At 64.6% G+C, this 22,207-nt stretch carries 27 protein-coding genes; 13 read left to right on the top strand and 14 right to left on the bottom strand.

The annotated features are described in order from the left end of the window. Window position 1 precedes the first annotated feature (1 nt). From CH249_RS06075 to CH249_RS06050, 6 genes are all read right to left on the bottom strand, one after another. Entirely contained in the window at window positions 2-1,519 is a 1,518-nt protein-coding gene (locus CH249_RS06075; protein WP_094682398.1) for an NAD(P)/FAD-dependent oxidoreductase, read from the bottom strand. Beyond that, the gene (locus tag CH249_RS06070) at window positions 1,516-2,253 is read right to left on the bottom strand and encodes a class I SAM-dependent methyltransferase (RefSeq protein ID WP_094646306.1); all 738 of its coding nucleotides are present in this window, start codon (window positions 2,251-2,253) and stop codon (window positions 1,516-1,518) included. The genes CH249_RS06075 and CH249_RS06070 overlap by 4 nt, the downstream gene beginning before the upstream one ends. Then, on the bottom strand, window positions 2,250-2,483 hold the full coding sequence (locus CH249_RS06065) for an RNA-binding S4 domain-containing protein (protein WP_032397061.1): 234 nt from the start codon (window positions 2,481-2,483) through the stop codon (window positions 2,250-2,252). Before CH249_RS06065 ends, CH249_RS06070 begins: the two co-directional genes overlap by 4 nt. A 43-nt stretch (window positions 2,484-2,526) precedes the next feature. Continuing rightward, the gene (locus CH249_RS06060; protein ID WP_094682399.1) at window positions 2,527-4,713 is read right to left on the bottom strand and encodes a cation-translocating P-type ATPase; all 2,187 of its coding nucleotides are present in this window, start codon (window positions 4,711-4,713) and stop codon (window positions 2,527-2,529) included. Continuing rightward, a complete protein-coding gene (locus tag CH249_RS06055) occupies window positions 4,710-5,597 on the bottom strand; it encodes a hypothetical protein (RefSeq protein WP_256988134.1) in 888 nt (295 codons plus the stop codon). Before CH249_RS06055 ends, CH249_RS06060 begins: the two co-directional genes overlap by 4 nt. Window positions 5,598-5,682: 85 nt before the next feature. Beyond that, complete coding sequence (locus tag CH249_RS06050) at window positions 5,683-5,937, bottom strand: hypothetical protein (protein ID WP_143544365.1); 255 nt, start codon at window positions 5,935-5,937, stop codon at window positions 5,683-5,685. A gap of 103 nt (window positions 5,938-6,040) precedes the next feature. On the opposite strand from CH249_RS06050, the gene CH249_RS06045 reads away from it, so the two are divergent. Beyond that, the gene (locus CH249_RS06045; protein WP_094682525.1) at window positions 6,041-7,735 is read left to right on the top strand and encodes a cutinase family protein; all 1,695 of its coding nucleotides are present in this window, start codon (window positions 6,041-6,043) and stop codon (window positions 7,733-7,735) included. A gap of 36 nt (window positions 7,736-7,771) precedes the next feature. Here the strand turns inward: CH249_RS06045 and CH249_RS06040 are convergent, their stop codons facing one another. From CH249_RS06040 to CH249_RS06030, 3 genes are read right to left on the bottom strand one after another with little or no spacing between them, the layout of a single operon-like run. Further along, window positions 7,772-8,089, bottom strand: coding sequence for a hypothetical protein (locus CH249_RS06040; RefSeq protein WP_094682400.1), 318 nt, complete (start codon window positions 8,087-8,089; stop codon window positions 7,772-7,774). Window positions 8,090-8,141: 52 nt separating this feature from the next. After that, window positions 8,142-9,374 carry a hypothetical protein gene (locus tag CH249_RS06035; RefSeq protein WP_094682401.1) on the bottom strand — a complete coding sequence of 411 codons (1,233 nt, stop codon included), beginning with the start codon at window positions 9,372-9,374 and terminating at the stop codon, window positions 8,142-8,144. A 16-nt stretch (window positions 9,375-9,390) separates the two neighbouring features. Further along, window positions 9,391-10,926, bottom strand: coding sequence for an aldehyde dehydrogenase family protein (locus CH249_RS06030; RefSeq protein WP_094682402.1), 1,536 nt, complete (start codon window positions 10,924-10,926; stop codon window positions 9,391-9,393). 124 nt (window positions 10,927-11,050) lie between these two features. Between CH249_RS06030 and lat the strand changes: the two genes are divergently transcribed. Then, window positions 11,051-12,379 carry an L-lysine 6-transaminase gene (lat, locus tag CH249_RS06025; protein ID WP_094682403.1) on the top strand — a complete coding sequence of 443 codons (1,329 nt, stop codon included), beginning with the start codon at window positions 11,051-11,053 and terminating at the stop codon, window positions 12,377-12,379. A 69-nt stretch (window positions 12,380-12,448) separates the two neighbouring features. Continuing rightward, window positions 12,449-12,853: a hypothetical protein gene (locus CH249_RS06020; protein WP_045197865.1), complete on the top strand. Its 405-nt coding sequence runs from the start codon at window positions 12,449-12,451 to the stop codon at window positions 12,851-12,853. A gap of 1 nt (window position 12,854) precedes the next feature. Here CH249_RS06020 and CH249_RS06015 read toward each other — a convergent pair whose 3' ends face one another. Further along, on the bottom strand, window positions 12,855-13,709 hold the full coding sequence (locus tag CH249_RS06015) for a LysR family transcriptional regulator ArgP (RefSeq protein WP_179272804.1): 855 nt from the start codon (window positions 13,707-13,709) through the stop codon (window positions 12,855-12,857). Between the two features lie 75 nt (window positions 13,710-13,784). Between CH249_RS06015 and CH249_RS06010 the strand changes: the two genes are divergently transcribed. The 4 genes from CH249_RS06010 to CH249_RS05995 all read left to right on the top strand — a co-directional run bounded on the left by CH249_RS06010 (window position 13,785) and on the right by CH249_RS05995 (window position 15,792). Then, a complete protein-coding gene (locus CH249_RS06010) occupies window positions 13,785-14,402 on the top strand; it encodes a LysE/ArgO family amino acid transporter (protein WP_094646296.1) in 618 nt (205 codons plus the stop codon). Window positions 14,403-14,508: 106 nt separating this feature from the next. After that, on the top strand, window positions 14,509-14,862 hold the full coding sequence (locus CH249_RS06005) for a PLD nuclease N-terminal domain-containing protein (RefSeq protein ID WP_094646295.1): 354 nt from the start codon (window positions 14,509-14,511) through the stop codon (window positions 14,860-14,862). Between the two features lie 19 nt (window positions 14,863-14,881). After that, window positions 14,882-15,403: a DUF664 domain-containing protein gene (locus tag CH249_RS06000; protein WP_094646294.1), complete on the top strand. Its 522-nt coding sequence runs from the start codon at window positions 14,882-14,884 to the stop codon at window positions 15,401-15,403. After that, the gene (locus CH249_RS05995) at window positions 15,400-15,792 is read left to right on the top strand and encodes a VOC family protein (RefSeq protein WP_032397048.1); all 393 of its coding nucleotides are present in this window, start codon (window positions 15,400-15,402) and stop codon (window positions 15,790-15,792) included. The genes CH249_RS06000 and CH249_RS05995 overlap by 4 nt, the downstream gene beginning before the upstream one ends. A 4-nt stretch (window positions 15,793-15,796) precedes the next feature. Here CH249_RS05995 and CH249_RS05990 read toward each other — a convergent pair whose 3' ends face one another. Both CH249_RS05990 and CH249_RS05985 read right to left on the bottom strand, forming a co-directional pair. Beyond that, window positions 15,797-16,222 (bottom strand): VOC family protein, encoded by a 426-nt coding sequence (locus CH249_RS05990; protein ID WP_052049975.1) that lies wholly within the window; start codon window positions 16,220-16,222, stop codon window positions 15,797-15,799. Then, complete coding sequence (locus tag CH249_RS05985; RefSeq protein ID WP_032397046.1) at window positions 16,203-16,580, bottom strand: VOC family protein; 378 nt, start codon at window positions 16,578-16,580, stop codon at window positions 16,203-16,205. The genes CH249_RS05990 and CH249_RS05985 overlap by 20 nt, the downstream gene beginning before the upstream one ends. Window positions 16,581-16,625: 45 nt before the next feature. On the opposite strand from CH249_RS05985, the gene CH249_RS05980 reads away from it, so the two are divergent. From CH249_RS05980 to CH249_RS05970, 3 genes are all read left to right on the top strand, one after another. Next, on the top strand, window positions 16,626-17,450 hold the full coding sequence (locus CH249_RS05980; protein ID WP_256981102.1) for a helix-turn-helix transcriptional regulator: 825 nt from the start codon (window positions 16,626-16,628) through the stop codon (window positions 17,448-17,450). Between the two features lie 117 nt (window positions 17,451-17,567). Beyond that, window positions 17,568-18,638, top strand: coding sequence for a phospho-N-acetylmuramoyl-pentapeptide-transferase (gene mraY / locus CH249_RS05975; protein WP_032397044.1), 1,071 nt, complete (start codon window positions 17,568-17,570; stop codon window positions 18,636-18,638). A 16-nt stretch (window positions 18,639-18,654) separates the two neighbouring features. Further along, window positions 18,655-18,867 carry an oxidoreductase gene (locus tag CH249_RS05970; protein WP_094646291.1) on the top strand — a complete coding sequence of 71 codons (213 nt, stop codon included), beginning with the start codon at window positions 18,655-18,657 and terminating at the stop codon, window positions 18,865-18,867. Between the two features lie 12 nt (window positions 18,868-18,879). Here CH249_RS05970 and CH249_RS05965 read toward each other — a convergent pair whose 3' ends face one another. Next, the gene (locus CH249_RS05965) at window positions 18,880-19,539 is read right to left on the bottom strand and encodes a hypothetical protein (protein WP_094682404.1); all 660 of its coding nucleotides are present in this window, start codon (window positions 19,537-19,539) and stop codon (window positions 18,880-18,882) included. A gap of 54 nt (window positions 19,540-19,593) precedes the next feature. Between CH249_RS05965 and CH249_RS05960 the strand changes: the two genes are divergently transcribed. Further along, entirely contained in the window at window positions 19,594-20,049 is a 456-nt protein-coding gene (locus tag CH249_RS05960; protein ID WP_094682405.1) for a MarR family winged helix-turn-helix transcriptional regulator, read from the top strand. 266 nt (window positions 20,050-20,315) lie between these two features. Here the strand turns inward: CH249_RS05960 and CH249_RS05950 are convergent, their stop codons facing one another. Then, complete coding sequence (locus CH249_RS05950) at window positions 20,316-21,041, bottom strand: haloacid dehalogenase type II (RefSeq protein ID WP_094682406.1); 726 nt, start codon at window positions 21,039-21,041, stop codon at window positions 20,316-20,318. A gap of 369 nt (window positions 21,042-21,410) precedes the next feature. Between CH249_RS05950 and CH249_RS05940 the strand changes: the two genes are divergently transcribed. Together CH249_RS05940 and CH249_RS05935 are read left to right on the top strand one after the other, a co-directional pair. Next, window positions 21,411-21,740 (top strand): cupin domain-containing protein, encoded by a 330-nt coding sequence (locus CH249_RS05940; RefSeq protein ID WP_179273144.1) that lies wholly within the window; start codon window positions 21,411-21,413, stop codon window positions 21,738-21,740. After that, on the top strand, window positions 21,737-22,198 hold the full coding sequence (locus CH249_RS05935) for a GNAT family N-acetyltransferase (protein ID WP_179273139.1): 462 nt from the start codon (window positions 21,737-21,739) through the stop codon (window positions 22,196-22,198). Before CH249_RS05940 ends, CH249_RS05935 begins: the two co-directional genes overlap by 4 nt. The last annotated feature ends 9 nt before the right edge of the window (window positions 22,199-22,207 follow it).

Here is a 22,207-nt window from a genome sequence, read left to right as displayed (position 1 = left end):
CTCACCTGTTCATGAGCCGCTCGATGGCGTCGAACATCTTGAATCGTCCACTCGTCGGCACTGTTTCGATGTCGTGACCGGTGACGCCCCAGCTCGCCAACAGTGTGTTCGCGGCCTGCAGCCCGGTGGTGGCCGCACGTTCCATCAGCGCCACCGGCAGATCTATACGGATTCCGTCGCCGGCAAGTACCAGTGCGGGTTCGGGGGTGCGGACGGTGGGGCGCTCGTCGAACGCGCCGAGGCCGAACATGGGGCAATCGTCACGCCACTCGGATCGTTCTGCGATCACCTCTGCATCGGCGGTTTCCGGATAGATCTCGTGCATCCGATCCATCAACTGCTGACGCGTGACCTCCTCGGATTCCTCGGCGGCGTAGGCGTGCAGTTCGACGACGGAGCCGCCGGTGCGGGCAGCCCACTGTGCGGCCTCGTCCTCGAACCGTTCGAGCACACTGATGTTGTCGATCGGGGGCATGCCACCGGTGCCGATGAAGGCGGGGCGATCGGCGTTGACGGCCTTGCTCAACCACACGCGGTGCACCAGGAACGGCGGTGTGTTCTGCAGCGCAGCAACCTGTTTGCGCCAATCGGGCGTCCCCAGCTCGGGCGACTGCTCGAGCACTCGCTGCAATCCGGCGATGTCCGTCGCCAGTACCACCGCGTCGGCGTCGATGATGCCGCCTGCGTCGACGCGAAACTTTCGCAACCCGCCGCGGCTGATCTCGCCGCACGGAGTTGAGGTTCTGATGTCGACTCCGAGTCCGGTGAGGTACTCCCCCAACGGGTTCCACAGAGCCTGCGGGTACGGGTCACGGGGAACGTCGAAGATCAGGCCCTCGGAGGAGCCGAGGAAGTAGATGTGGAACATCATGGCGAGCTCGGCGGCAGACATCTTCTCGGGGTCGGCGAAGAAGCTGCGGGAGAACACTCCGAACGCCAGGTGCCGAGCGGCCTCGGGGAAGTTGATGTTGCGCAAGAACTCTGCGGCGGGAGTGGTGTCCAACTCGTCGAAGGTCTTGGGCACGCTGACCGTCATCAACGGCAGTGCCGCAATACCGTTGAGGTCGGTGAGGTCCTTCCACCGGAACGTCGGACTACGTTTGACGAACGCGAAGGCGTTGAGTGGCGGCGTTTCGGGCAAGCCCTTGAATCCGTCGATCCGGCCGTCACCGTCGATCAGTGGGTAGTCGTCCACCGGACGCAGCCGAGCCAACTCGGGGTCGGTGCGGCGGAGCAGGTTTCGCAGGTTGTAGTACTGCCGAAAGAACGCATGGAAGCCGCGGCTCATGGTGGCGGGTGAGCCGTCCTCGAGCGTCGTGTCCCATCCGCCGACGCGGCCGCCGAGGTAGCTCTCGCGTTCGACCACGTGCACTTTCACCCCCCGCTCGGCCAGCGCGGTCGCAGCACTCAGACCCGCGATGCCACCGCCGACCACCACCACCTGCGGAACGTCCGCCAGCTGTGCGGCGTCGGAATATCCCTGCACCGCAGCATGAGTGACTCTCTTGGAATCGGTCAACGCTCTTCCTCCACGGGACGAGAGCCGAGGAACGTGTGCACCACACCGTTCTGCCAACCGGTCATGGTCTCTTTGGCCACCCCGGTGTAGCCGGCTCGCTGCATCCGCCGCATGAAGGCCGAGGCACCGTCGAAGGTCACGACGCTGCGCCACAGGTGCCGGTACAGGGTGGCGTCGCGCGTCGCCAGCCAGCCGAGAGGAATGATGATGCCCCAGCTCACCACGTTCCAGGAGATCCTGGCCCGCAGCGAGTCGTGCACCGAGTACTCGTGGAATGCGATGGTCGAGCCCGGACGCAGCAGGGACAGAAGCGATTTCAGCTCCGTGTCGGGATCGTCGACGTTCCTGATGAGGTACGCGGCGAGTATCGCGTCGAACGGACCGTCCACCCCGTTGATCGCCAGATCTTCGACGCGTGAGTGCACGAACGTCACGTTCGACGGCCAGTCCTTGCTCCGCGCGACCTCGAGCATCTCGGCCGACGCGTCGGCGGCGACGATCTCGGCATGCGGCGCGGCTTCGAGCAGCGCTGCAGTGGATGCGCCGGTGCCACAACCGATGTCGAGCAGACGCAGGCCTGCACCCAGATTCGGGATCCGCAGCCGCTTGGCCGACTTGAGCAGGTGTTCGTGGTAACCGGGGTTCGCTCCGACGAGCCGGTCGTACGCCTTGGCACCGACATCGAATGCCCCGGGAACTTCGTTGCGCGGCAGTCCGCCCTTACCGACCTTCACAGTGCCTCTTCCTTGCTGACGCGGGCCGAGGGCCCACCCTGGACCGATACGACATCACCGTGCTGCAACTGCCGTCCGCGCCGCACATCCACATCCCCGTTGACACTGACCAGACCGTCGGCGATCACGCCCTTCGCCTCGGCACCGGATTCGATGAGGTTGGCGAGCTTGAGGAATTGACCCAGTCTGATCGATTCGTCGCGGATGGGGACATCGTGTGCGTCGGACATGTCTCCATCCTGTACTAGCAAGCCGTTCGCTGCTACCAACCGGTCACATCGACGAACGGAACCGGCGCAACCGCAGGCTGTTGCTCACCACGAACACCGACGACAGCGCCATCGCGGCACCGGCGAGCATCGGGTTGAGCAGGCCCGCAGCGGCCAGCGGCACAGCGGCGACGTTGTAGGCGAAGGCCCAGAACAGGTTGCCCTTGATCGTGCTCAGGGTGCGCCGGGAGAGCCGGATGGCATCGCCCACGGCCCGTAGATCACCGCGCACCAACGTCAGGTCGCTGGCCTCGATCGCCACATCGGTGCCCGTACCCATCGCAAGCCCCAGATCCGCCGTGGCGAGGGCGGCCGCGTCGTTGATGCCGTCGCCGACCATCGCCACCACCTTGCCCGACGCCTGCAGTTCCCGAACGGCATCGACCTTGCCCGTCGGCAGGACACCGGCGATGACCTCGTCGATTCCCACCTCGGCGGCGATCGTGCGAGCGGTGGCCTCGTTGTCGCCGGTCAGCATGACCGGGGTCAGGCCGAGTGCCCGCAGTTCCGCGACGGCCTGCTTCGAAGTCGGCTTGACCGAGTCGGCGACCACCAGCACTCCGCGGGCCCTGCCGTCCCAGCCGAGAGCGACGGCGGTGCGTCCCTGCCGTTCGGCGGCCTCGAATGCATCTGCGAGTTCGGTGGGTAGAGGCATCGACCGGTCGGCCAACAACGAGCGACGCCCGAGGACCGCGGCGCGACCGTCCACGACGCCCTGCACCCCGAGGCCGTCGAGGCTGGTGAATTCTTCGACGGCCATGGACTGGGTCGAACCCGCGATGGCGCGGGCGATGGGGTGTTCCGAACCCGATTCCAACGCTGCCGCCACGGCACGGACCTCGGTCTCGTCCTCACCGTCGGTCACGTGAACCGACTGCAGCGTCATCTCACCGGTGGTGACGGTCCCGGTCTTGTCGAGTACGACGGTATCGATGCGGCGCGTGGATTCGAGGATTTCCGGGCCCTTGATCAGGATCCCGAGTTGAGCGGCCCGGCCGGTGCCGACCATCAGCGCAGTCGGTGTGGCCAGGCCGAGCGCGCACGGGCACGCGATGATGAGCACCGCGACTGCAGCAGTGAACGCGCCCGCTGCGGAACTGCCTGCACCGAGCCAGAATCCGAGGGTCGCGACCGAGATCGCGATGACAATCGGCACGAATATCCCGGAGATACGATCAGCCAATCGCTGCGCCTGCGCCTTGCCGGTCTGCGCGTCCTCGACGGCCTTCGCCATCTGTGCGAGCTGAGTGTCGGAGCCGATTCGCCTGGCTCGGACGGTGATTCGGCCACCGACGTTGAGCGTCGCGCCGACCACTGCGTCGCCGACGCCGACTTCCTTGGGCACGGATTCGCCCGTCAGCATCGATCGGTCGACGGCCGAGGAGCCGCTCTCGACGGTGCCGTCGGTGGCGACCTTCTCGCCCGGACGAACGACGAACAGATCGCCGACGGCCAACTGCTCGATCGGAATCTTTTGTTCCGTATCGCCTTTCAGAACGGCCACCGTCTTGGCACCGAGGTCCATCAGAGCGCGCAGCGCAGCGCCGGCCTGGCGCTTGGATCGGCTCTCGAACCATCGTCCGGCCAGGATGAAGGTGGTCACGCCCGCTGCGGCCTCGAGGTAGATGTTGCTTGCCCCGTCCGTACGCGCGATCGTGAACTCGAACGGATGCGTCATACCCGGGGTGCCTGCGGTGCCGAAGAACAGTGCATAGAGCGACCACCCCAACGCCGCGAGGGTGCCCATGCTGACGAGGGTGTCCATGGTCGAGGTGCCGTGCCGCAGATTGGTCCATGCGGCGCGGTGGAACGGCAGCGCGCCCCATACGACCACCGGCGCGGCGAGAGTCAACGACAGCCACTGCCAGTTGGTGAACTGCAACGCCGGAATCATCGCCATCGCGATCACCGGCACGCTGAGCACCGCCGAGACGATCAGCCGCTGCTTCAACGGGTCGGCGGGAGGCTGGTCGGCCTGTTCGGCCGCAGGCAGAGAGGCGGTGTAGCCGGCCGCCTCGACGGCCGCGATGAGGTCTTCGGTGGCCACGCCGTCACTGGTGACGCGCGCCTTCTCGGTGGCGTAGTTGACCGTCGCCGTTACCCCGTCGAGCTTGTTGAGCTTGCGTTCGATGCGGTTGGCGCACGACGCACAGGTCATGCCGCCGAGGATCAGTTCGGTTTCCTGGCTCATGCCTGCCCCTCCCGTGCTTCGATGGTGAATTCGGCTGTGTGCACGACGCCCCCGTGCTGAAAGTCCAGGAAGAGCGCATATGTTCCCGCGGTCGGCGCGGCGACGGTGAAGTCGACCGTCGGTCCCGGCGGCCCGTCCTCGGGGTGAACGTGTAGATAGGCGAGGTCGTCGGCGCGGAGGGCCACCAGGTGTCCGTAGGCACCGAGATACGGCTCGAGATCGGTGACCTCGCGGCCGTTCTGCGCGATCGACAAGGACACGATGGAGTCCTCGCCCGCGGTGACCGCTCCGGTGAGCGTCACGTCGTAACCGTCGACCCTCGATGTCACATTCGGTGTACTCAGGGGCTCCGGCCGATAGTCGCCGGGAACGGTCAACTCTGCCCCGAGGGTGATGTTCTCCCCGCCGGCCGGGGTGAAGTCGGCGAACAGGCGGTACGGCCCGGATCGGGTGAGATCGAGAGTCGTCGACCATGTTCCCGACGCGTCGCGCGTCGGATGGACGTGCTGGAAGTCGGTCAGATCGCGCCGAACGACGATGAGGTGCGGTTCCTCGGTGTGCATGAGGTCGTAGTCGGTCAGTGCCGCCCCGTCCGGTCCGCTGATCGTGAAGGCGACCGGTACGTCCGGTCCCGATTCGACGACCGATCGTTCGAGCGAGAGTGTGTAGCCGTCCTGGGTGGCCTGGAGCCCGGCTGGCACTGCGGCCGGGGCAGCCGTCTCGCCGTGCGCGTCGTGGCCGGTGTGCGACGCGGCTGCGGTCGCCTGGGCGTCGGGTCCGATCTTGTCCCCGACGAACAGCGCCGCCAGGAACAGGAACGCCATCCCGACGAAAAATCCGACGAGCTTGGTGGGTGCGTCGAGCTCCTGCCGTTCTGTGTTCACGGCACTACCCTACCCCCCCAGGGTATCTATTCGGTAGTTCGAGTGCCATCTTGTATCCGACGTGGGCAAGCCCGGGAATGACGGTCTACTGCAGCGCTCCCACCACCTCGTCACCGTGCACCGCCACGACCTGCAGGTTTCGCGGGTCCGATGAGATGTCGTCGAAGGCGGTGCGATACCGATCCATGTCATCGGCGCGCTCCCGCGTGAGACCCAGCGGGTCGTCGACGAGCAGAGCCACGATCGATTGGAGGTCCGACGCCACCGCCTCGCGCACGACGCAGGTCGACCCATCGGTCAGGTCGAATTCCGTCGATGTCATTCGTCGGTGAAAAGCCATGCGTACGACGGTAAATGATGCGGTTTGTAACGCGAACGACCCGACCGACGAAACCCCGGGTAACCCATTGGCAACTGCAGTGGGATCGGTTCGGGCGGACATGATGGGGATCGAAGACATGAATGTTGGCAAGTCGAAGCGTGCGCGCGTCGCGCTGAGCGCGTTTGCGATCGGAGCCCTCGGTGCCGGAGTAGTCGTTGCCGCACCGTGGTCGACTCCGTCCACGAGCACCGAGGCATCGATCGAACTGGTCTCGACCGCAACCTGCTACGACATGGTGAGCATCGCTATCGGCGGCCGCGGCGACACCCCGCGCGAGGGCGTCAAGTGGCTCACCACCCCCGAGGGCGAGCGGCTCCCCGCAGCGATGTCCGGCGACTACTCCAGCGACTGGATCGACCAGGCCGTCCGTGCGCCCAACAACGGCAACGTGGTTCCGGACTCCTACGCCGCGGTGTACGTCGAATACCCGGCAGACCTGGCGAGCTACGAGAACGCCGTACAGACCGGCGTCACCAACTCGCAGACCATCATGAGGACGATCTCGGCGTCCTGCCCCAAGACCCGCTTCGCCATCGTCGGCTACAGCGAGGGCGCAGACGTTGCCCGCCGCACCGCGATGGAGGTCGGTAACCAGGTTGCGTCCGCCGACGGCACCTACGGAATCGTCGACCCCAACCAGGTCGTCGGTGTCGTCATCTTCGCCGACGCCGGCCGCGTCGCCGGGGAAGGACCGTTCCCCGGCGCCGAGAACCCGTTCAGCAATCCGGACGGCTTCGACACCCGGTACCAGAACGGCAACAACGCAATTCCCGGTCAAGGAGCACTACCCGGTACGTCCGGTGGATTCGGAGCGCTCGACGGCCGAGTGGCGTCCTTCTGCTCCGACGGCGACCTCACCTGCGCACTGCCCGCCAACACGTCACTGATTCACCTCGCCGCCAACGTCGGTCGCCAGGTCAACGCCGACGCGCTGCAGAACGAGAACCTCAACCCCGCCACCGGTGCCGATCTGGCGCTGGCACTGGGACGCATCGCCGTCAATGCCTTCAACGACATTGCTTCTCAGCCCAATTGGATGCAGAGCGACGAGACGTTCCTCGACGTGCTGATCAAGGTGTCGGAGCCCGGCTACAAGCCCGGCACAGTGACCACTCCGGTCTCGGCCAAGGTCGACGGCGAGCAGGAGCCCATCGAGACCGGTCAGATGGTCGACATGGTGTACCTGCCGCAGAAGATCTTCAAGGAGATCACCGGATTCATCTCCTCGAACCAGAACACCATCCCCGTCGTGATGAACGACCCGTACGGCCTCACCCTGGCACCCGGATCGGGACACCACTTCGACTATTGGCGCGACGCCGACGCCGCCAACGGCAAGCCACTGACCTCGGTGCAGTACGCAGCGGCCTGGCTGACCCAGCTGGCCGAGCAGGCCAACCGGGGCGAGCCGGTGGAGACCAAAGAGGTGCAGGAGAAGGCCGGACGTGCAGCGGTCGAGACGATCGTGGCACCTGTGACCACGCCGGCAACCACGACTCCGAAGGCCACAACGACCACCCCGGCAACCCCGGCAACCCCGTCGCCGATCGTGACCACCACCGTTCCGGTTGTGCCTGCACCCGTCACCACCGCCGAGACACCGGCACCCGCCGTCGTCGCGACGACCCCCGAGTGCACGATCCCCGTCGAGGGTGGAACCCCCGTCGAGGGAGCACCGCCGGTCTGCGTCACCGCAACCGAGACGGCTGCCGAGTCCGTGGTTCCCACGACCACCGAGGTTGTGCCTGCGCCGTAGTCCAGTGCAGAACGCTCACGAGCCCGTCCACCGCAGTCATCGGGTGGGCGGGCTCGTGTGGTCTCGCATCAAGCGATTCGCCGTCGAATTCACCGGACTCAGGCCGTGCCGCGTAGCTTCCCTCGGATCACGATGCCCACGATCCTGGACATGCACCATGGCAATCGCCAGAGGTACCGCTACGACCAGCCACAACAGCGGGGACAGCGACAGTCCAACTCGGCCGAGCAGCGCGTCGGTGACGAGCGTGGCACCGAAATACGAGGGCAAGAACATCGCCACGGCGAGGAAGAACCCCAATGTCACATCGGAGACGTCGTCGGGCAGATCTCTGTTCCGGTTGTGATCGGCCATCCCACGCAGGCTACGGCCACGGTGCCGTCGCGGGAATGGCCGCTGTCGGCAGCTACCGCGCCGCCGGATTCTGGGTGGGTCTGCGCATCAACACCGCGCAGGCAACCGTCACCACCGCAACGACCACGAGCCCGGCCAGCGACAACACCAGGTGGTCGGGCTCGCTCATGCGGGTAGCGACCGCGTTGTCCGAAGACAATGACAGCCCCGCTTGGTAGCTCGCGGCGAACACCGTCACCGGCAGCGACATGGTGAACAACGCAGGCAACGCGACGGCCAGCGAACCCGGCGCCGTCGACAACACGGACACCAGCGCGTACGCGACGACGAACGGCAGAGCGAACTGCGACAACGACGGCAGAGCGACGTAGCCCTCGATCAGAGATGCACCGGCAACGACGAGCAGCCCACCCAGTCCGACGTACAGCTGCGGCCACCGGTAGCCGATCCCCGCTCCGACGACCAGCAACGCGACACTCACGGCGAGTTGCAGCGAATCCTCGACGGCGAATCCCATCGACCCGATCGTGGCCGACGCGAACAGCACCAGCAGTACGCGCCCGTCCCGGCCGGGGAATGCGAACGCGGCCACCACCGCAAGAACGGCCATACCGGCAAGTGCACCGAGCCAGACGGCATCCCCACTGTCGTGGCCGCCGGCGAACCAACTCACAACACCGGCAGCTATGGGCAGCGGAAGTCCGACCAGCAGAGTCCGTCGGGTCTCGTGCGACTGCAACGCCACATCGCGGTGTGCCTGGTAGAGCGAGAGCGCCGTACCCAGTGCCGCAATCACCATGACGATCGCTCGCTCCGGAACCACCGCATCCTCGGCACCGACGACATCCCACACGAACACGGGACCGTCGTCGGCTTGCAACAGGGCATCCAGCGCTGTGCCGAGAAGACCGGCTCCGATCGCCGCGACGGCCAGCGATGCCTGCGCTCCGCGATGTCGCCCCGCGAGTACGGCGGAGGCGCCGAGCAGGGCACCTGCGCCCACTGCGCCGGCCCAGTCGCCGAACATCCCGGTCACCATGCCGACTGTCCGGAACACGACGACGAGTACTGCTCCGATCGCCACGACGAGCACACCCCGCGCACTCGAACGCGCGAGCGCGACGCTCACCAGGCAGACGGTCAACGCGAGGACGGTGAGCCCGTTGACGATCGCTGTCGGTGAACCGAATTCGGCCGTGCTGCTCAGCAGGGAGTCGAAGGGTCGGATATCACTGACCGCATAGCCGACGACGAAGCCGGCCAGGATCATCGACAGTACTTTCATACTGTCGATCATGCCGTCAGCCGAATTTCACTCCCTGCGCCAGGGGCAGTTCGTTGGAGTAGTTGACGGTGTTGGTTGCGCGGCGCATGTATGCCTTCCATGCGTCCGAACCGGATTCACGTCCGCCGCCGGTTTCCTTCTCTCCGCCGAATGCCCCGCCGATCTCGGCGCCGGACGGTCCGATGTTGACGTTGGCGATGCCGCAGTCGGAGCCGGCAGCGGACAGGAAGCGCTCGGCTTCACGCAGGTCGGTCGTGAAGATCGATGACGAAAGACCCTGCGGCACATCGTTGTGCAGTGCGATGGCCTCGTCGAGGGTGTCGTACACCAGCACGTACATGATGGGGGCAAACGTCTCGTGCTTGACGATGTCGGTCTGCGCGGGCATCGTCACGATCGCGGGCTGAACGTAGAACGAATACTCGTCGACCACGTTCACCCGCTCCCCGCCGACCACCACTGTTCCGCCGTCGGATACCGCGGCTTCGAGCGCCTTCTGGTACCCCGCGAACGCACCGGCGTCGATGAGCGGGCCCACCAGAGTGTCTGTGGCCAAGGGAGATCCGATGGAGAGCGTCTCGTATGCCGCGACCAGCTTTGCGACCAGTTCCTCCGCGACCGAGGAATGCACGATGACGCGTCGCAGCGAGGTGCAGCGCTGACCGGCCGTCCCGGCGGCCGAGAACACCAGTCCACGCGTCGTCAGATCGAGATCGGCCGACGGCGTCACGATCGCGGCATTGTTTCCACCGAGTTCGAGCAACACCCGGCCGAATCGCTCGGCGACCCGAGGTGCGACGGCACGGCCCATTCTCGTCGAGCCGGTGGCCGACACCAACGCAACTCGCGAATCATCCACCAGCGCTTCGCCGGACGCGCGATCACCGATCACCAGCTGTGCGATCTTGGGGTCCACGCCCGCGGCAGCGGCGGCACGCTCGAACAGCGCCTGCACTCCGACGGCGGTCAGCGGAGTCTTCTCCGACGGCTTCCAGATGACGGTGTCTCCTGCGACCAGAGCAAGTGCGGTATTCCAACTCCACACGGCGACAGGGAAATTGAAGGCGGTGATGACACCGACGACACCGAGCGGATGCCATTGCTCCATCATCCGATGCCCGGGCCGTTCGGTGGCGATCGTGTTGCCGTACAGCTGACGCGAGAGTCCGACGGCGAAGTCGCAGATGTCGATCATCTCCTGCACCTCACCGAGCCCCTCGGAGACGATCTTTCCGGCCTCGATGGACACCAGCGCGCCCAGATCCTCTTTGTGTACGCGCAGCAGTTCGCCCAGTTCCCGAATCACCTGACCACGTGCCGGAGCGGGCACCTGCGACCACGACACGAACGCGGTGCGCGCGTCGGCGACGACGGCCTCGACGTCGGCAGCCGAGGCCGACGCCAGCGACGCCAGGTTCCCTCCGGTGATCGGCGATCGCGCGATGATCGCGTCGGGTCCCGCGGGGGCGTCGAGCGCGATCGTGGCACCCAGCCGGTCGAGGATGGCGCGAGTGCGCACACTCAACTCGTCGTGGGTGATGGATGCAGACATGCGCGTACACCTTCCGTGAAGAGAACCGAACCGTCGGAGATCAGCCTACCGACGACGGTCACAACAGTATAATTTCCTGTCATATGGACTTGCTTACGGAATTTTAACGCGTATCTTCGTCTTCATGACGCAAGTATTACAGCGCACCGGAGTGACCATCGATGCCTCCAACGTCCGCGACGTGATCGGCGAACACCTGTTGGCCGACGGTTTCGAGTTGGTACTGGACCTCGATGCTTCGACCGGGTGCACCCTGGTCGACGCCAGAGACGGCACCCGCTATCTGGACCTGTTCACCTTCTTTGCGTCCAATGCGCTGGGCATGAACCATCCCGCCCTGATCGACGACCCGGAGTTTCGGGCCGATCTCATGCAGGCGGCGATGAACAAGCCCAGCAACTCCGACATCTACACCGTGCCCATGGCCCGATTCGTCGACACGTTCGCGCGGGTTCTCGGTGACGCTCGCCTACCGCACCTGTTCTTCGTCGAAGGCGGCGCACTGGCGGTGGAGAACGCGTTGAAGGTCGCCTTCGACTGGAAGTCACGGTGGAACGAGCGCAACGGCATCGATCCCTCGTTGGGCTCGCAGGTGATGCACTTCGAGCACGCATTCCACGGACGCTCGGGCTACACGATGTCGCTGACCAACACCGACCCGAACAAGGTCGCCCGCTTCCCGAAATTCGACTGGCCGCGCATCCCGTCCCCCTTCATCAGATCCGACGCGAACATGGACGAACTCGAGGACGCATCGCTGGCGGCAGCCCGCATGGCGTTCGAGGCCAATCCGCACGACATCGCTTGCGCCATCATCGAACCCATCCAGGGCGAGGGTGGAGACCATCACTTCCGGCCACGCTTCCTGCAGAAGCTGCGCGAGCTGTGCCACGAGTTCGACGCGCTGTTCGTGATGGACGAGGTGCAGACCGGTGCCGGAATGACCGGCACCGCATGGGCATTCCAGCAGCTGGGCGTCGTCCCCGATGTCGTCGCCTTCGGTAAGAAGGTTCAGGTCTGCGGCGTCATGGCCGGCGGTCGCGTCGACGACATCGACGACAATGTCTTCGCTGTCAGCTCCCGCATCAACTCGACGTGGGGTGGCAACCTCACCGACATGGTGCGGTCGCGTCGAATTCTGGAAGTGGTCGAATCCGAGAAGCTCATCGACCGGGCCGGTGAGCTCGGAGCAGTGCTGTTGAACATGTTGCAGGAGCTGGCAACTCGACACACGGCTGTATCCGAGGTCCGTGGACGCGGGCTGATGTGCGCCTTCTCCCTACCCGACGCCTCCACCCGCGACCGAGTGATCGAGCTGTTGCGCACCGAGGAACATGTTCTGGCGCTCGGCTGCGGCGAGTCGGCAGTGCGATTCCGCCCTGCACTGACGATCACCGAAACCGAGCTGACCCAGGCCGTCGACTCCATCGACCGGGTGCTGAGAATGCTCTGACATTGTCAGGTAACTCTTGACAACATCGGCGGCCTGCTGTCAGGATTTTCCTGACACAGGAGGTCAGTCATGGATCCCATCACCCTCGCAGCCGAGGCTGATATCACCGCTGCAACGCGGGCGGTCGTAACAGCGGCAGCCACCGAAGCGGGCCGTATCGCAGACGAGATCATCGGCACCGGTCCGCTGCCGGGCACCCCGGAATGGGAGGCCGATCAATCTTCCGATCTGCCTGCACGTCGGAGTCTCGCGTGGCATCTACTCAGCCTGCGCGTGCAACTGGCGGCAGGCCTGGACGGCATCGAAACCGTGGTGGTGCTCCGAGTTCAGGGTGCAACGTGGGCGACGATCGGGACGGCCGTCGGCATGTCGCGGCAATCCGCGCACGAGCGGTGGGGTGCCCGCTCGGCGGCGATTCTCGATCCGGTCGGCGACGGTCTGCCCGAGATCGTGCCGAACGACAGTCCGGCCTGAATCACAACAACATTCGCTCTGCGCCCTCTGCCACGGCATCGGCTGCCCGTTGGAGTGCGGCAGACGACAACGACCACTGCTGCCAATACAGCGTCACGTCGTCGATTCCGTTGTCGTCGAAGCACATCAGCGTCTCGCGGGCCTGAAGATCCGGAATCATGCCCCAGCCGAAGCCGAGGTCGACGGCCCGTGCGTAATCCGAGGACGCAGGCACCAGATGTCTCGGCGGCTCATGCGGTTCGACATCGAATCGCTGTAAGTAGTGGTCCTGCAACCGGTCGTCGGCATCGAACACCACCACCGGCGCGGAGCGCAAGGCCTCTGCCGTCACTCCTGCGGTGAACCACCGTTCGATGAACTCGGGTGTGGCCGACGGCCGGTAGCGCATCGCACCGAGGCGTCGGACGGTGCAGCCACGAACCGGATCGGCAACGGACGTTATTGCGGCAGAGACGATCCCGTCGTGCAGCAACTGCGCCGTCCGGTCCTGATCCTGTCGATGCAGATCGAAGGTGGTGTTGCGCGCCAGTGAAGAGAGCGCGGGCAACACCCAGGTCGCCATCGAATCCGCATTGACGGCGAGCGAAATCGGCGCGGCGACGCCGTCGTCACTCAGTTCGGCACGAGTCTGCTCGGTGAGAGTGTCGATCTGGCGCGCCAGACGCAGCACTGCGACGCCCGACTGAGTTGCGACCACCGGCTTGCTCCGCTGGACCAGAGTCCGGCCGAGTGATTGCTCCAGTGACTTGATGCGCTGACTGATCGCCGAGGGCGTCACGTACAGCGCGCGGGCCGCGGCTTCGAACGTTCCGCTGTCGACCACGGCCCTCAGGGCTCTGAGCTGCTCGATCTCCATCAGATGAAGCTACGCTAATTGTTCCTGAAATACATTCGCTGGACCTAATGACGACTCGCTCCTAACGTTGCCGTCATGACCTCCCTTGCGGCCGCACAATCGACCCTCACCGGACTGGGCGTCGGACTTTCCCTCATCGTCGCCATCGGAGCGCAGAACGCCTTCGTGCTGCGCAAGGGGCTGCAACGAGCCCACGTATTACCGGTGGTCGCGGTGTGCGCACTGTCCGATGCGGTCCTCATCCTGGCCGGGGTGGCTGGAATCGGTGTCCTCGTGGATCGATTTCCCGTGGCTCTGCGGATCGTGACCGTCCTGGGTGCTCTGTTTCTCCTCGTCTACGGTCTGATGGCGTTGAACCGCGCCCGAACACCTGCTTCCATGACCTCCCAGGTGGAGGGAACGGGTTCGCTGATCGCCGCCCTTGCCACCTGCCTGGCCCTGACCTGGCTCAATCCGCATGTCTACCTCGACACCGTGGTGTTTCTCGGCTCGATCGGCAACCGACAGCCGGGGGACTTGCGGTGGTGGTTCGCCGTCGGCGCGATGCTGGGCAGCGTCCTGTGGTTCACCGCCCTGGGCTACGGATCACGGGTGCTGAGTCCGCTGTTCGCCAAGCCCGCTGCGTGGCGGGTACTCGACCTCGGCATCGGAGCGATGATGCTGACCCTGGCTGCTCTGCTGGTTTTCGGCTGAGCCACGACACTCGAGACGTTCGCAGCACTTGATCGGTGGTACAACGAGTGATCTGATAGTCGCGAAAGACCGACCGCACGGTCTCGAAAAGACTGGAGGATTCTCCGTGCCGTACCTCGGCCTGCTGATCATGCTGCTGTCGATCTTCTGTTTGATCGACGTCATCACCGCCGACGATTCGGGAATCCGGCACCTCCCGAAGATCGTCTGGCTGCTGCTCGTCATCGTTCTGCCGCTCGCCGGGTCCATTGCGTGGCTCATCGTCGGCCGGCCCGAGAACGGCGGCATCTGGGGTGGCAGCGGTGCACCGCGTACTGCGTCGGCCTATCCCGAGTACGACGCAAGACCCGGACGGGCCGTCGCCCAGTCGCAGGAAAGCGACGAGGAGTTCCTACGCCGCTGCCGCGCCCGCGCCGAGGAGCAGCGTCGCATCGCCCGCGAACAGCGCAAGAGCGAATGAGCCGACAACTAGAGAAGCCATGGCCAAGCTGACGACGTTTCCCGAACCGAACTCCGCCCTCTCCGATCCCGCCGACCTGTTTCGCGAGTACCTGCGCTTCTATCGCGGCGAGTTGGTTCGGCGCATCACTGCACTGAGCGGCGATTCCTTGACCACCACAGCCCTACCCTCCGAGTGGACCCCACTACAGATGCTGACCCATCTGGTGCACATGGAGCAGCGCTGGTTCGTCTGGGGATTTCTCGGCAGGGCAGTCGACGCGCCGTGGGGTGACGAGAAAGACGGCTCCTGGCATGTGCCGGCCGAAGTGGACGCCGAGACCCTGCTGGGCAGACTCGACGACGGTGCCCGGCTCACCGAAGAAGTACTGAGCACACATCGGATGGACGAATTGGCAACTCTCGGTGGAAGATTCACCGATGAGCGGCCGACTCTGATCTGGATCTGCTTCCATGTACTCCAGGAATACGCCCGTCACCTCGGCCACCTCGACGTCGCAGTCGAACTGGCCGGCGGGCCGAGAGGTGAGGGACCGGCATGAGAATCAACATCACCAGCGTCTTCGTCGACGATCAGAGCAAAGCGCTGACGTTCTACACCGAGGTACTGGGCTTCGTCGTCAAGCACGACGTAGCCATGGGTGGCCCCGATCGTTGGCTCACGGTCGTCTCGCCGCAGGATCCTGAAGGCACCGAGTTGCTGCTCGAGCCCAGCGGTCATCCCGCAACCGCACCGTTCAAGGATGCACTGTTCGCGGACGGCATCCCGTTCACACAGTTCGCGGTGGACAGTGTTGCAGCAGAATACGATCGGCTCATCGGCCTGGGCGTTCGGTTCACTCAGCAGCCCACCGAGATGGGCCCGGTGATCACTGCGGTGTTCGACGACACCTGCGGCAACCTGATTCAGATCATCGCTCCGTCGAGCTGACGCCTCAGAGGTTCGCGTACAGATCGACGGTGGTGCCGTCGGGATCGTGTACGACGGCATAACGCTGCCCCCAGAACGCATCCCACGGCTGCAGGTGTCCGGTGTACCCCGCCTCGGTCACCGCTGCCCACGCCGCGTCCACTCCGGCGGCGGAACCGCAATCGAACGCGAGCGCGACGCGGTGGCCCCCGCTGGGCGGCGTCCACGTCGGATCGAACGACGCGATGGTCGACGGCAGGTCGAACAGCAACCTGACGCCGCCGAGGTCGACCTCTACGTGCTGCTCGGCATCGGCGTCGGCCGGAATGTCCAGTCCCAGAACGCGATAGAACGCCAGAGCTGCGGCCATATCGGCGACGACGATCTCGATTCCTGCCAGACGTGGTTTCACGACGACAAGGCTAGCCGTGTCAGCCCCAGTTCGCGGCATTGGTCAGACAGAACGGATGCCCGGCCGGATCCAGCAGCACCCGCCAGGTATCGCCCGGCTGGTCCTCGGGCAGCGTCGCACCCAGCTCCACCGCAGCCGACGCCGCGACATCGAGGTCCTCGACCGCCAGATCGAAGTGAAACTGCTTGCTGCCGTTGGCGTTGGGCCACGACGGCGGTTGGTAATCGTCGACGCGACCGAATCCGAGCGCGCTGCTCGGACCCTGCAGCATCGCGTAGTCCTGCTCCGCGTGCACGACGCTCCAGCCCAGCAACGACGACCAGAATTCCGCGCTGGCCGTAGGGTCTGCACAGTCCAGGGTGACCATCTTCAGCGTGGCAACGGGTGTCTCGGTCATGGTGTTCTCCTTTTCGTGTCGGACCAGGCTCCTACACTGACGCGCGTGCCGGATAGGAAAAACGCGACAGCCACCCAGTCCGGCGTCCTGCGGCCGGATCAGCTGGCTCGATATGTCGATCTGACACGGCTGCCGTGTGCAGCGGCGTTGGAACCGTGGGTCGAGAACTACTGGCAGCTGCGATGGGATCTGCCGTCGGACATCTCGTATCGCAGCTCGACGCTCCCGCACCCGGCCTGCACGTTGAGCGTCGAGCACGGCTGGACCCGGGAAGGCGTCGTCGAACCGGTGGTCGTGACGGGCGTGCTCACCCGTCGCTTCGACGTCGTGCTCGCCGAATCCGGTTGGGTGTTCGGGGTCAAGTTCCGTCCCGGCGGATACGCGAGTTTCACCGGAACCGTGGCCCGAAATCTGCGCGACGTCTCGGTCGCGCCGCCGACCCCGTTCCGAGCCGAGACCGTTGCTGCACTGGCCGAGCTGGGAGGACATCTCAATGCCGACCACTGCCGAACCGTCGTCGACTCGGTTCTCGCGCCCTATGCCCGTGACGTGGAACCGGAGTACCGGACCGTCCTGGGCATCATCACGACGATGCTGCGCGACCGGACGCTGGTTCGCGTCGCACAGGTGGAACAGCGGTGCGCAATCGGCACTCGTCGATTGCAACGGCTGTTCGAGCGCTACGTCGGTGCGACGCCCAAGTGGGTGCTCGGGCGGTATCGGATTCACGACGCTGTCAGTGAACTCGACAACGGCTACTCGGGTCCGCTGGCAGACCTGGCCGCGCGATACGGCTGGTTCGACCAGGCACACTTCACTCGGGAGTTCACCGAACTGGTCGGAATGCCGCCGAGCGCCTACCAACCCTGAGTAACGCCTTCGTCACGCAATGCGACTTTTGCGGATTCGTTTGGCACAGTATCCCGCGGTGCTCGACGAGCATCTCGGTGAGGAACAGCAGCACAGAGGAAGAGTGGGCTTCAACGCATGATCAACATTCTCATCGCCGGTGGAATCGCGTTGGCGGTCTCGATTCTGTTGACTCCATTTCTCATCGCGCTGTTCACCCGGCAGGGATTCGGCCAGGAGATCCGTGTCGAGGGTCCGGCAAGTCACCACGCCAAGCGAGGAACGCCGACGATGGGCGGCGTCGCGATCATCGTCGGCCTGTGGGCCGGTTACCTCGGCTCCCACCTGGTGACGATGGGCGGCGACGGACCGTCGGCTTCGGCGCTGTTGATACTCGCTCTTGCGACGGCACTCGGCGTTGTCGGATTCCTCGACGACTACATCAAGCTCCGCATGAAGCGGAGCCTCGGACTCAAGGCGACCGGCAAGTACGTCGGACAGATCAGTGCAGCGGTGATCTTCGCCGTGCTGGCGCTGCAGTTCCGCAATGGGAACGGGCTGACTCCGGGCAATGTCGAACTGTCGCTGGTACGCCAATCCACGTTCTTCACCATGGCCCCGATCGTCTTCGTGCTGTTCTGTGTCTTCCTGGTCGTCGCCTGGTCCAACGCGGTCAACCTCACCGACGGTCTCGACGGCTTGGCCGCAGGATCGATGACACTCGTCCTCGGCGCGTACACGGTGATGACGTTCTGGCAGTACCGGCAATCCTGCGCCACCAACTCCGTGGCCGGGTGCTACCAGGTGCGCGATCCACTCGACCTCGCCGTCGTCTGCGCGGCTGCCGCGGGTGCCTGCATCGGATTCCTCTGGTGGAACGCAGCTCCGGCGAAGATCTTCATGGGCGACACCGGCTCACTCGCCCTCGGCGGACTGCTCGCAGGCCTGTCGATCGTGAGCAAGACCGAACTGATCGCCCTCGTCTTCGGAGCCCTGTTCGTCGCCGAGAGCGCCTCCGTCGTCATCCAGGTCGCGTCGTTCAAGAGCACCGGAAAGCGACCGTTCCGCATGGCACCCATCCACCACCATTTCGAGCTGGCCGGCTGGGCGGAAACAACGGTCATCATCCGACTGTGGCTGTTCGCTGCCATCGCGTCGGCACTGGGGCTCGGGTTGTTCTACAGCGAGTTCCTCGCCGCCGTCGGCTGACCTCTACGATTCTGGGATGACTGACGAACTGTCTCCGGTTGCCAAGGTCGACGCTCTCGCCGCCGAACTCGAGCAACTCGATGCTCGACGCGTCGCCATCGGGGTCGAACTCGTCAATCTTCAATTCGGTCTCGACGGAGACGCCAAAATCCGCGCGACGGAGGTCTTCCACAGCGACTACCTGGGCCGACTGTTCACCTTGGTCGAGGAACTGCGCACCGACGAATAGTTTCTGGCCCCGCTAAACAGCATCCGGGTCAGAGCGAGACACCACGGTCAGCCGGAAGTCTCGCAGCGACAGAGTGAATGCGGCCAACGCTGCAATCGCTACTCCACCGATCGGAAACACCAACCACGGATTGCCGATGGTGGGAGCGAAGGTCGACGGGACCTCTTCATCACCGAGATACGGTACAAACACTGCGTCTGTTTCATACGTTTCGGCCACGTAGGTGTCCGAAACTGAACTACCGATTGACGTCCAGCCGAAGTCAGCTGCAGGAGGCGAGTTGATCTCGATACTCAACGGATGCTCCCACCACCAATTCGACGCGACTTCAGTTGGTTGCGGTGGCCAATGCGTCCAGGCGAGTGCGCTGCCCGCTCCCAGCGCCACGCCGACCACGATCAACACCACGAACAGGTGGACGCGGCTGCGCCGACGATCCTGGACGATTCGCAGACCCGCATCGACGAGAAACGAGGCCACCACCAAGCCGGCCGCCAGTCCCGCAGCGACGAGATAGAGCGACACCGGGAACCAACTAGGACGGGCGTAGGTCACTCCCAGGTCCTGCGGATCGACAACGGCGACATGCCAGACCACCGCTGCGGCTGCGCCCGTCGAGGCCCCGACTGCCGCGAGCATTGCAACCAGCTTCTTCCCTGATGGGCTGTCCACGGGCGGGACTCTACCCTTGACCTGAAGTTCGGTTCAGGTTTTAGGGTCAGCCTCATGACAACGACAACCAGCAGACCGATGCAGCCGCCAGAGCGTCAGCCCATCGGGTTCTGGACCGCGCGAGCCGGGGAAGCCATTCGAGCACGAACCCGCGGCGCACTCCACGAAATAGGCGTCACACAACCCGAATGGTGGCTCCTACATCAGATCTCGCTGCATCCCGCGGGAGCCGATCGCGCCGAGACGATCGAGAAGATCGGCCACAACGACACCCCGGAGGTCATAGTCGAGGCCATCGACTCCGCGGAGTCCAAAGGTTGGATCGTGGAATCGAATTCGCGTATGACGTTCACCCCGGATGGTCGCGACACGTTCAGGCGCGCAGCCGATCTCCAGAACATGCTGCAGAAGGAGCGCATGAGGGGCATCAGCGAGGCCGACTTCGTGACCACCATCGAAGTCCTGCAACGAACGATCGAGAACGTCGGAGGCAATGCCTGGCATTGGTGACGATCAGGCGGTGCGGGCCACCTCGCGCGGGATCGGGTTACCCTCGAGCCCTCGACATCAGCACGCCTACAACTAAGCCGACGACTGCTCCCAGAACAGGCAAACCGACTACGAGTGCGCCCAGCGGCCCAGGCATACCCAGGAACTCCGAGTACTGCGAATGGCCTGCGACGAACGCGTAATTCACTCGACGCGGTGCGCCCGTCCACAGGACGATACCGATCGACGCGATGAGCCCGAGTGAGAATCCGATCAGTGCGGAGACCTTACGCATCCGAGCGGGCTTCGCGGGCCGCTGCTGCGAATGCGGCCATGCTCGGGAATTTCATGTCGACGCTGTATTGCTCGGACGGCTCCGGTGTTGCGCCCCATCCGGGGCGATCGTGTCGCCGATCGATCCACACCGAGGCGATGCCGTGCCGTTTCGCCGGTACGTGATCGTGGAACAGGCTCTGCGCAACATGGAGTAGCCGTGATCGTGGAACACCCAGCGTCTCGAGGACTCCATCGAGCGCGTCGAAGTGGTTGTCGGCCGGTTTGTAGGCCTTGACGTCCTCCGCGGTCACGATGGCATCGAACTGCACGCCGAGCCGGCGGTTGCTACCTGCGAAACCGTCGCGGTGCACATTGGACAGTATGACGAGCTTGTAGCTCTCACCGAGGGACGCCAAGGCGTCGGCGGAGTCCTCGAATGCCGGCCAGTCCGAAACGGAGGCCCCGAGCTTGTCCGCCCACTCGGCCGATACAGGTATTCCCAATGCGCGCCCGGTCTGCGCGAAAGCATCGGCGAGTATCCGCGGGTACAGCGCAGAGGGTGAATCCCGCTGCGCCTGAGATTCGTTGACGCCGTGCATCTCGAGAAGCTCGTCGTCGGACAGCGGAGAACCGGCCTGCTGCGCCCATGGTCTGAGCACCTCGAGGATGCCCGCTTCCCAATCGATCAGCGTTCCGTAGCAATCGAAGCTCAGGACGTCGTAGTCGGCGAGATTCATGCGGCCGGTCCTCCTTGCGACAATTCGATGACGGCCGACTGTTCGTGCCGATACCGTGTTCAGGTCACCAGCAGCCTACTGCTCTTCGTCTGTTCTCGAGCGTCCGACCGTCGCTGCGACCACCGGACCGGACGCCGACCGATTCGAGATCAAACGTGTTGCGCAGCAGATGTATCGGGTTGTTCACCGTGGTCTCGTCCGGGAAAGTGTCGGGCGGGGTGAGCTCGTTCGCAGCGATCCGTGCGGACCATCGCCGGGTCACGACGCAGGTAGAATTTCATCGAGCCGACTCGATCGACGACGAAGGGCAGCCCTGTGAGCATCGACCGCGACAGAGCCGACACCAACAAACGCAATGTCGACGACGCACTGAACAAGATCGACAAGCCCTGGCAGCCTCACCGACTCGTCAGCGTCGACGACTACGAAGTGAAGGTCGTCAAGCTGCTCGGCGAATTCGTCTGGCACACACACCCGGACACAGACGAGATGTTCTTCGTCCACCGTGGGGAACTGATCATCCAGCTGCGCGACCGGGACGTCGTTCTCGGACCTGGTGATGTCTTCGTCGTCCCGGCAGGCGTCGAGCACTGTCCCAAGGCCGTCGAGGAGGTGTCGGCGTTGCTGTTCGAGAGGGCGGGCACCGTCAACACCGGGGATGTTGGCGGAGAGATGACTTCGCAGGTCCACGAGTTGTGACTCGACTGAAGCTGCGCGCTGCTGTCCCGTCCGACGCCGATTTTCTCTTCTCGATGGCGTCGGACCCGGAGGTCGTCCGATGGGTCGGTGATGGAAAACCCTGGAGTAGAGACTATTTCGATGGTCGTTTCTCACGTTCCCTGAACGCCGAGGACACCCGAACGCCGGACGTGCCGAGATGGTTCATCGGCACCGCCGAGGATCGACACCCCGTCGGCTTGCTCAGCCTGACTCGACGATCGGATCACATCGAAGTCGGGTACTGGGTGCATCCGACCCAATGGGGTCGTGGCTACGCCGGCGAACTGATCGACCTCGCGCGGGATCACACGGATGGTCTCCCGATGGCCGCGCAGGTGTATCCGGCCAAAAGTGCCTCACGTCGGGTGCTCGAGCGTGCCGGGTTCACACTCGTCGACGACGGTGATCCCATGATCTTTCGATGTCCTCCGACGTAAGGATTCTCC

The sequence above is a fragment of the Rhodococcus sp. 05-2255-3B1 genome (assembly GCF_002258545.1).
Classification (GTDB): Bacteria; Actinomycetota; Actinomycetes; order Mycobacteriales; family Mycobacteriaceae; genus Rhodococcoides.
The sequence above is the reverse complement of the archived record's forward strand: the minus strand, read 5'-3'. Positions and strand labels throughout refer to the sequence as shown.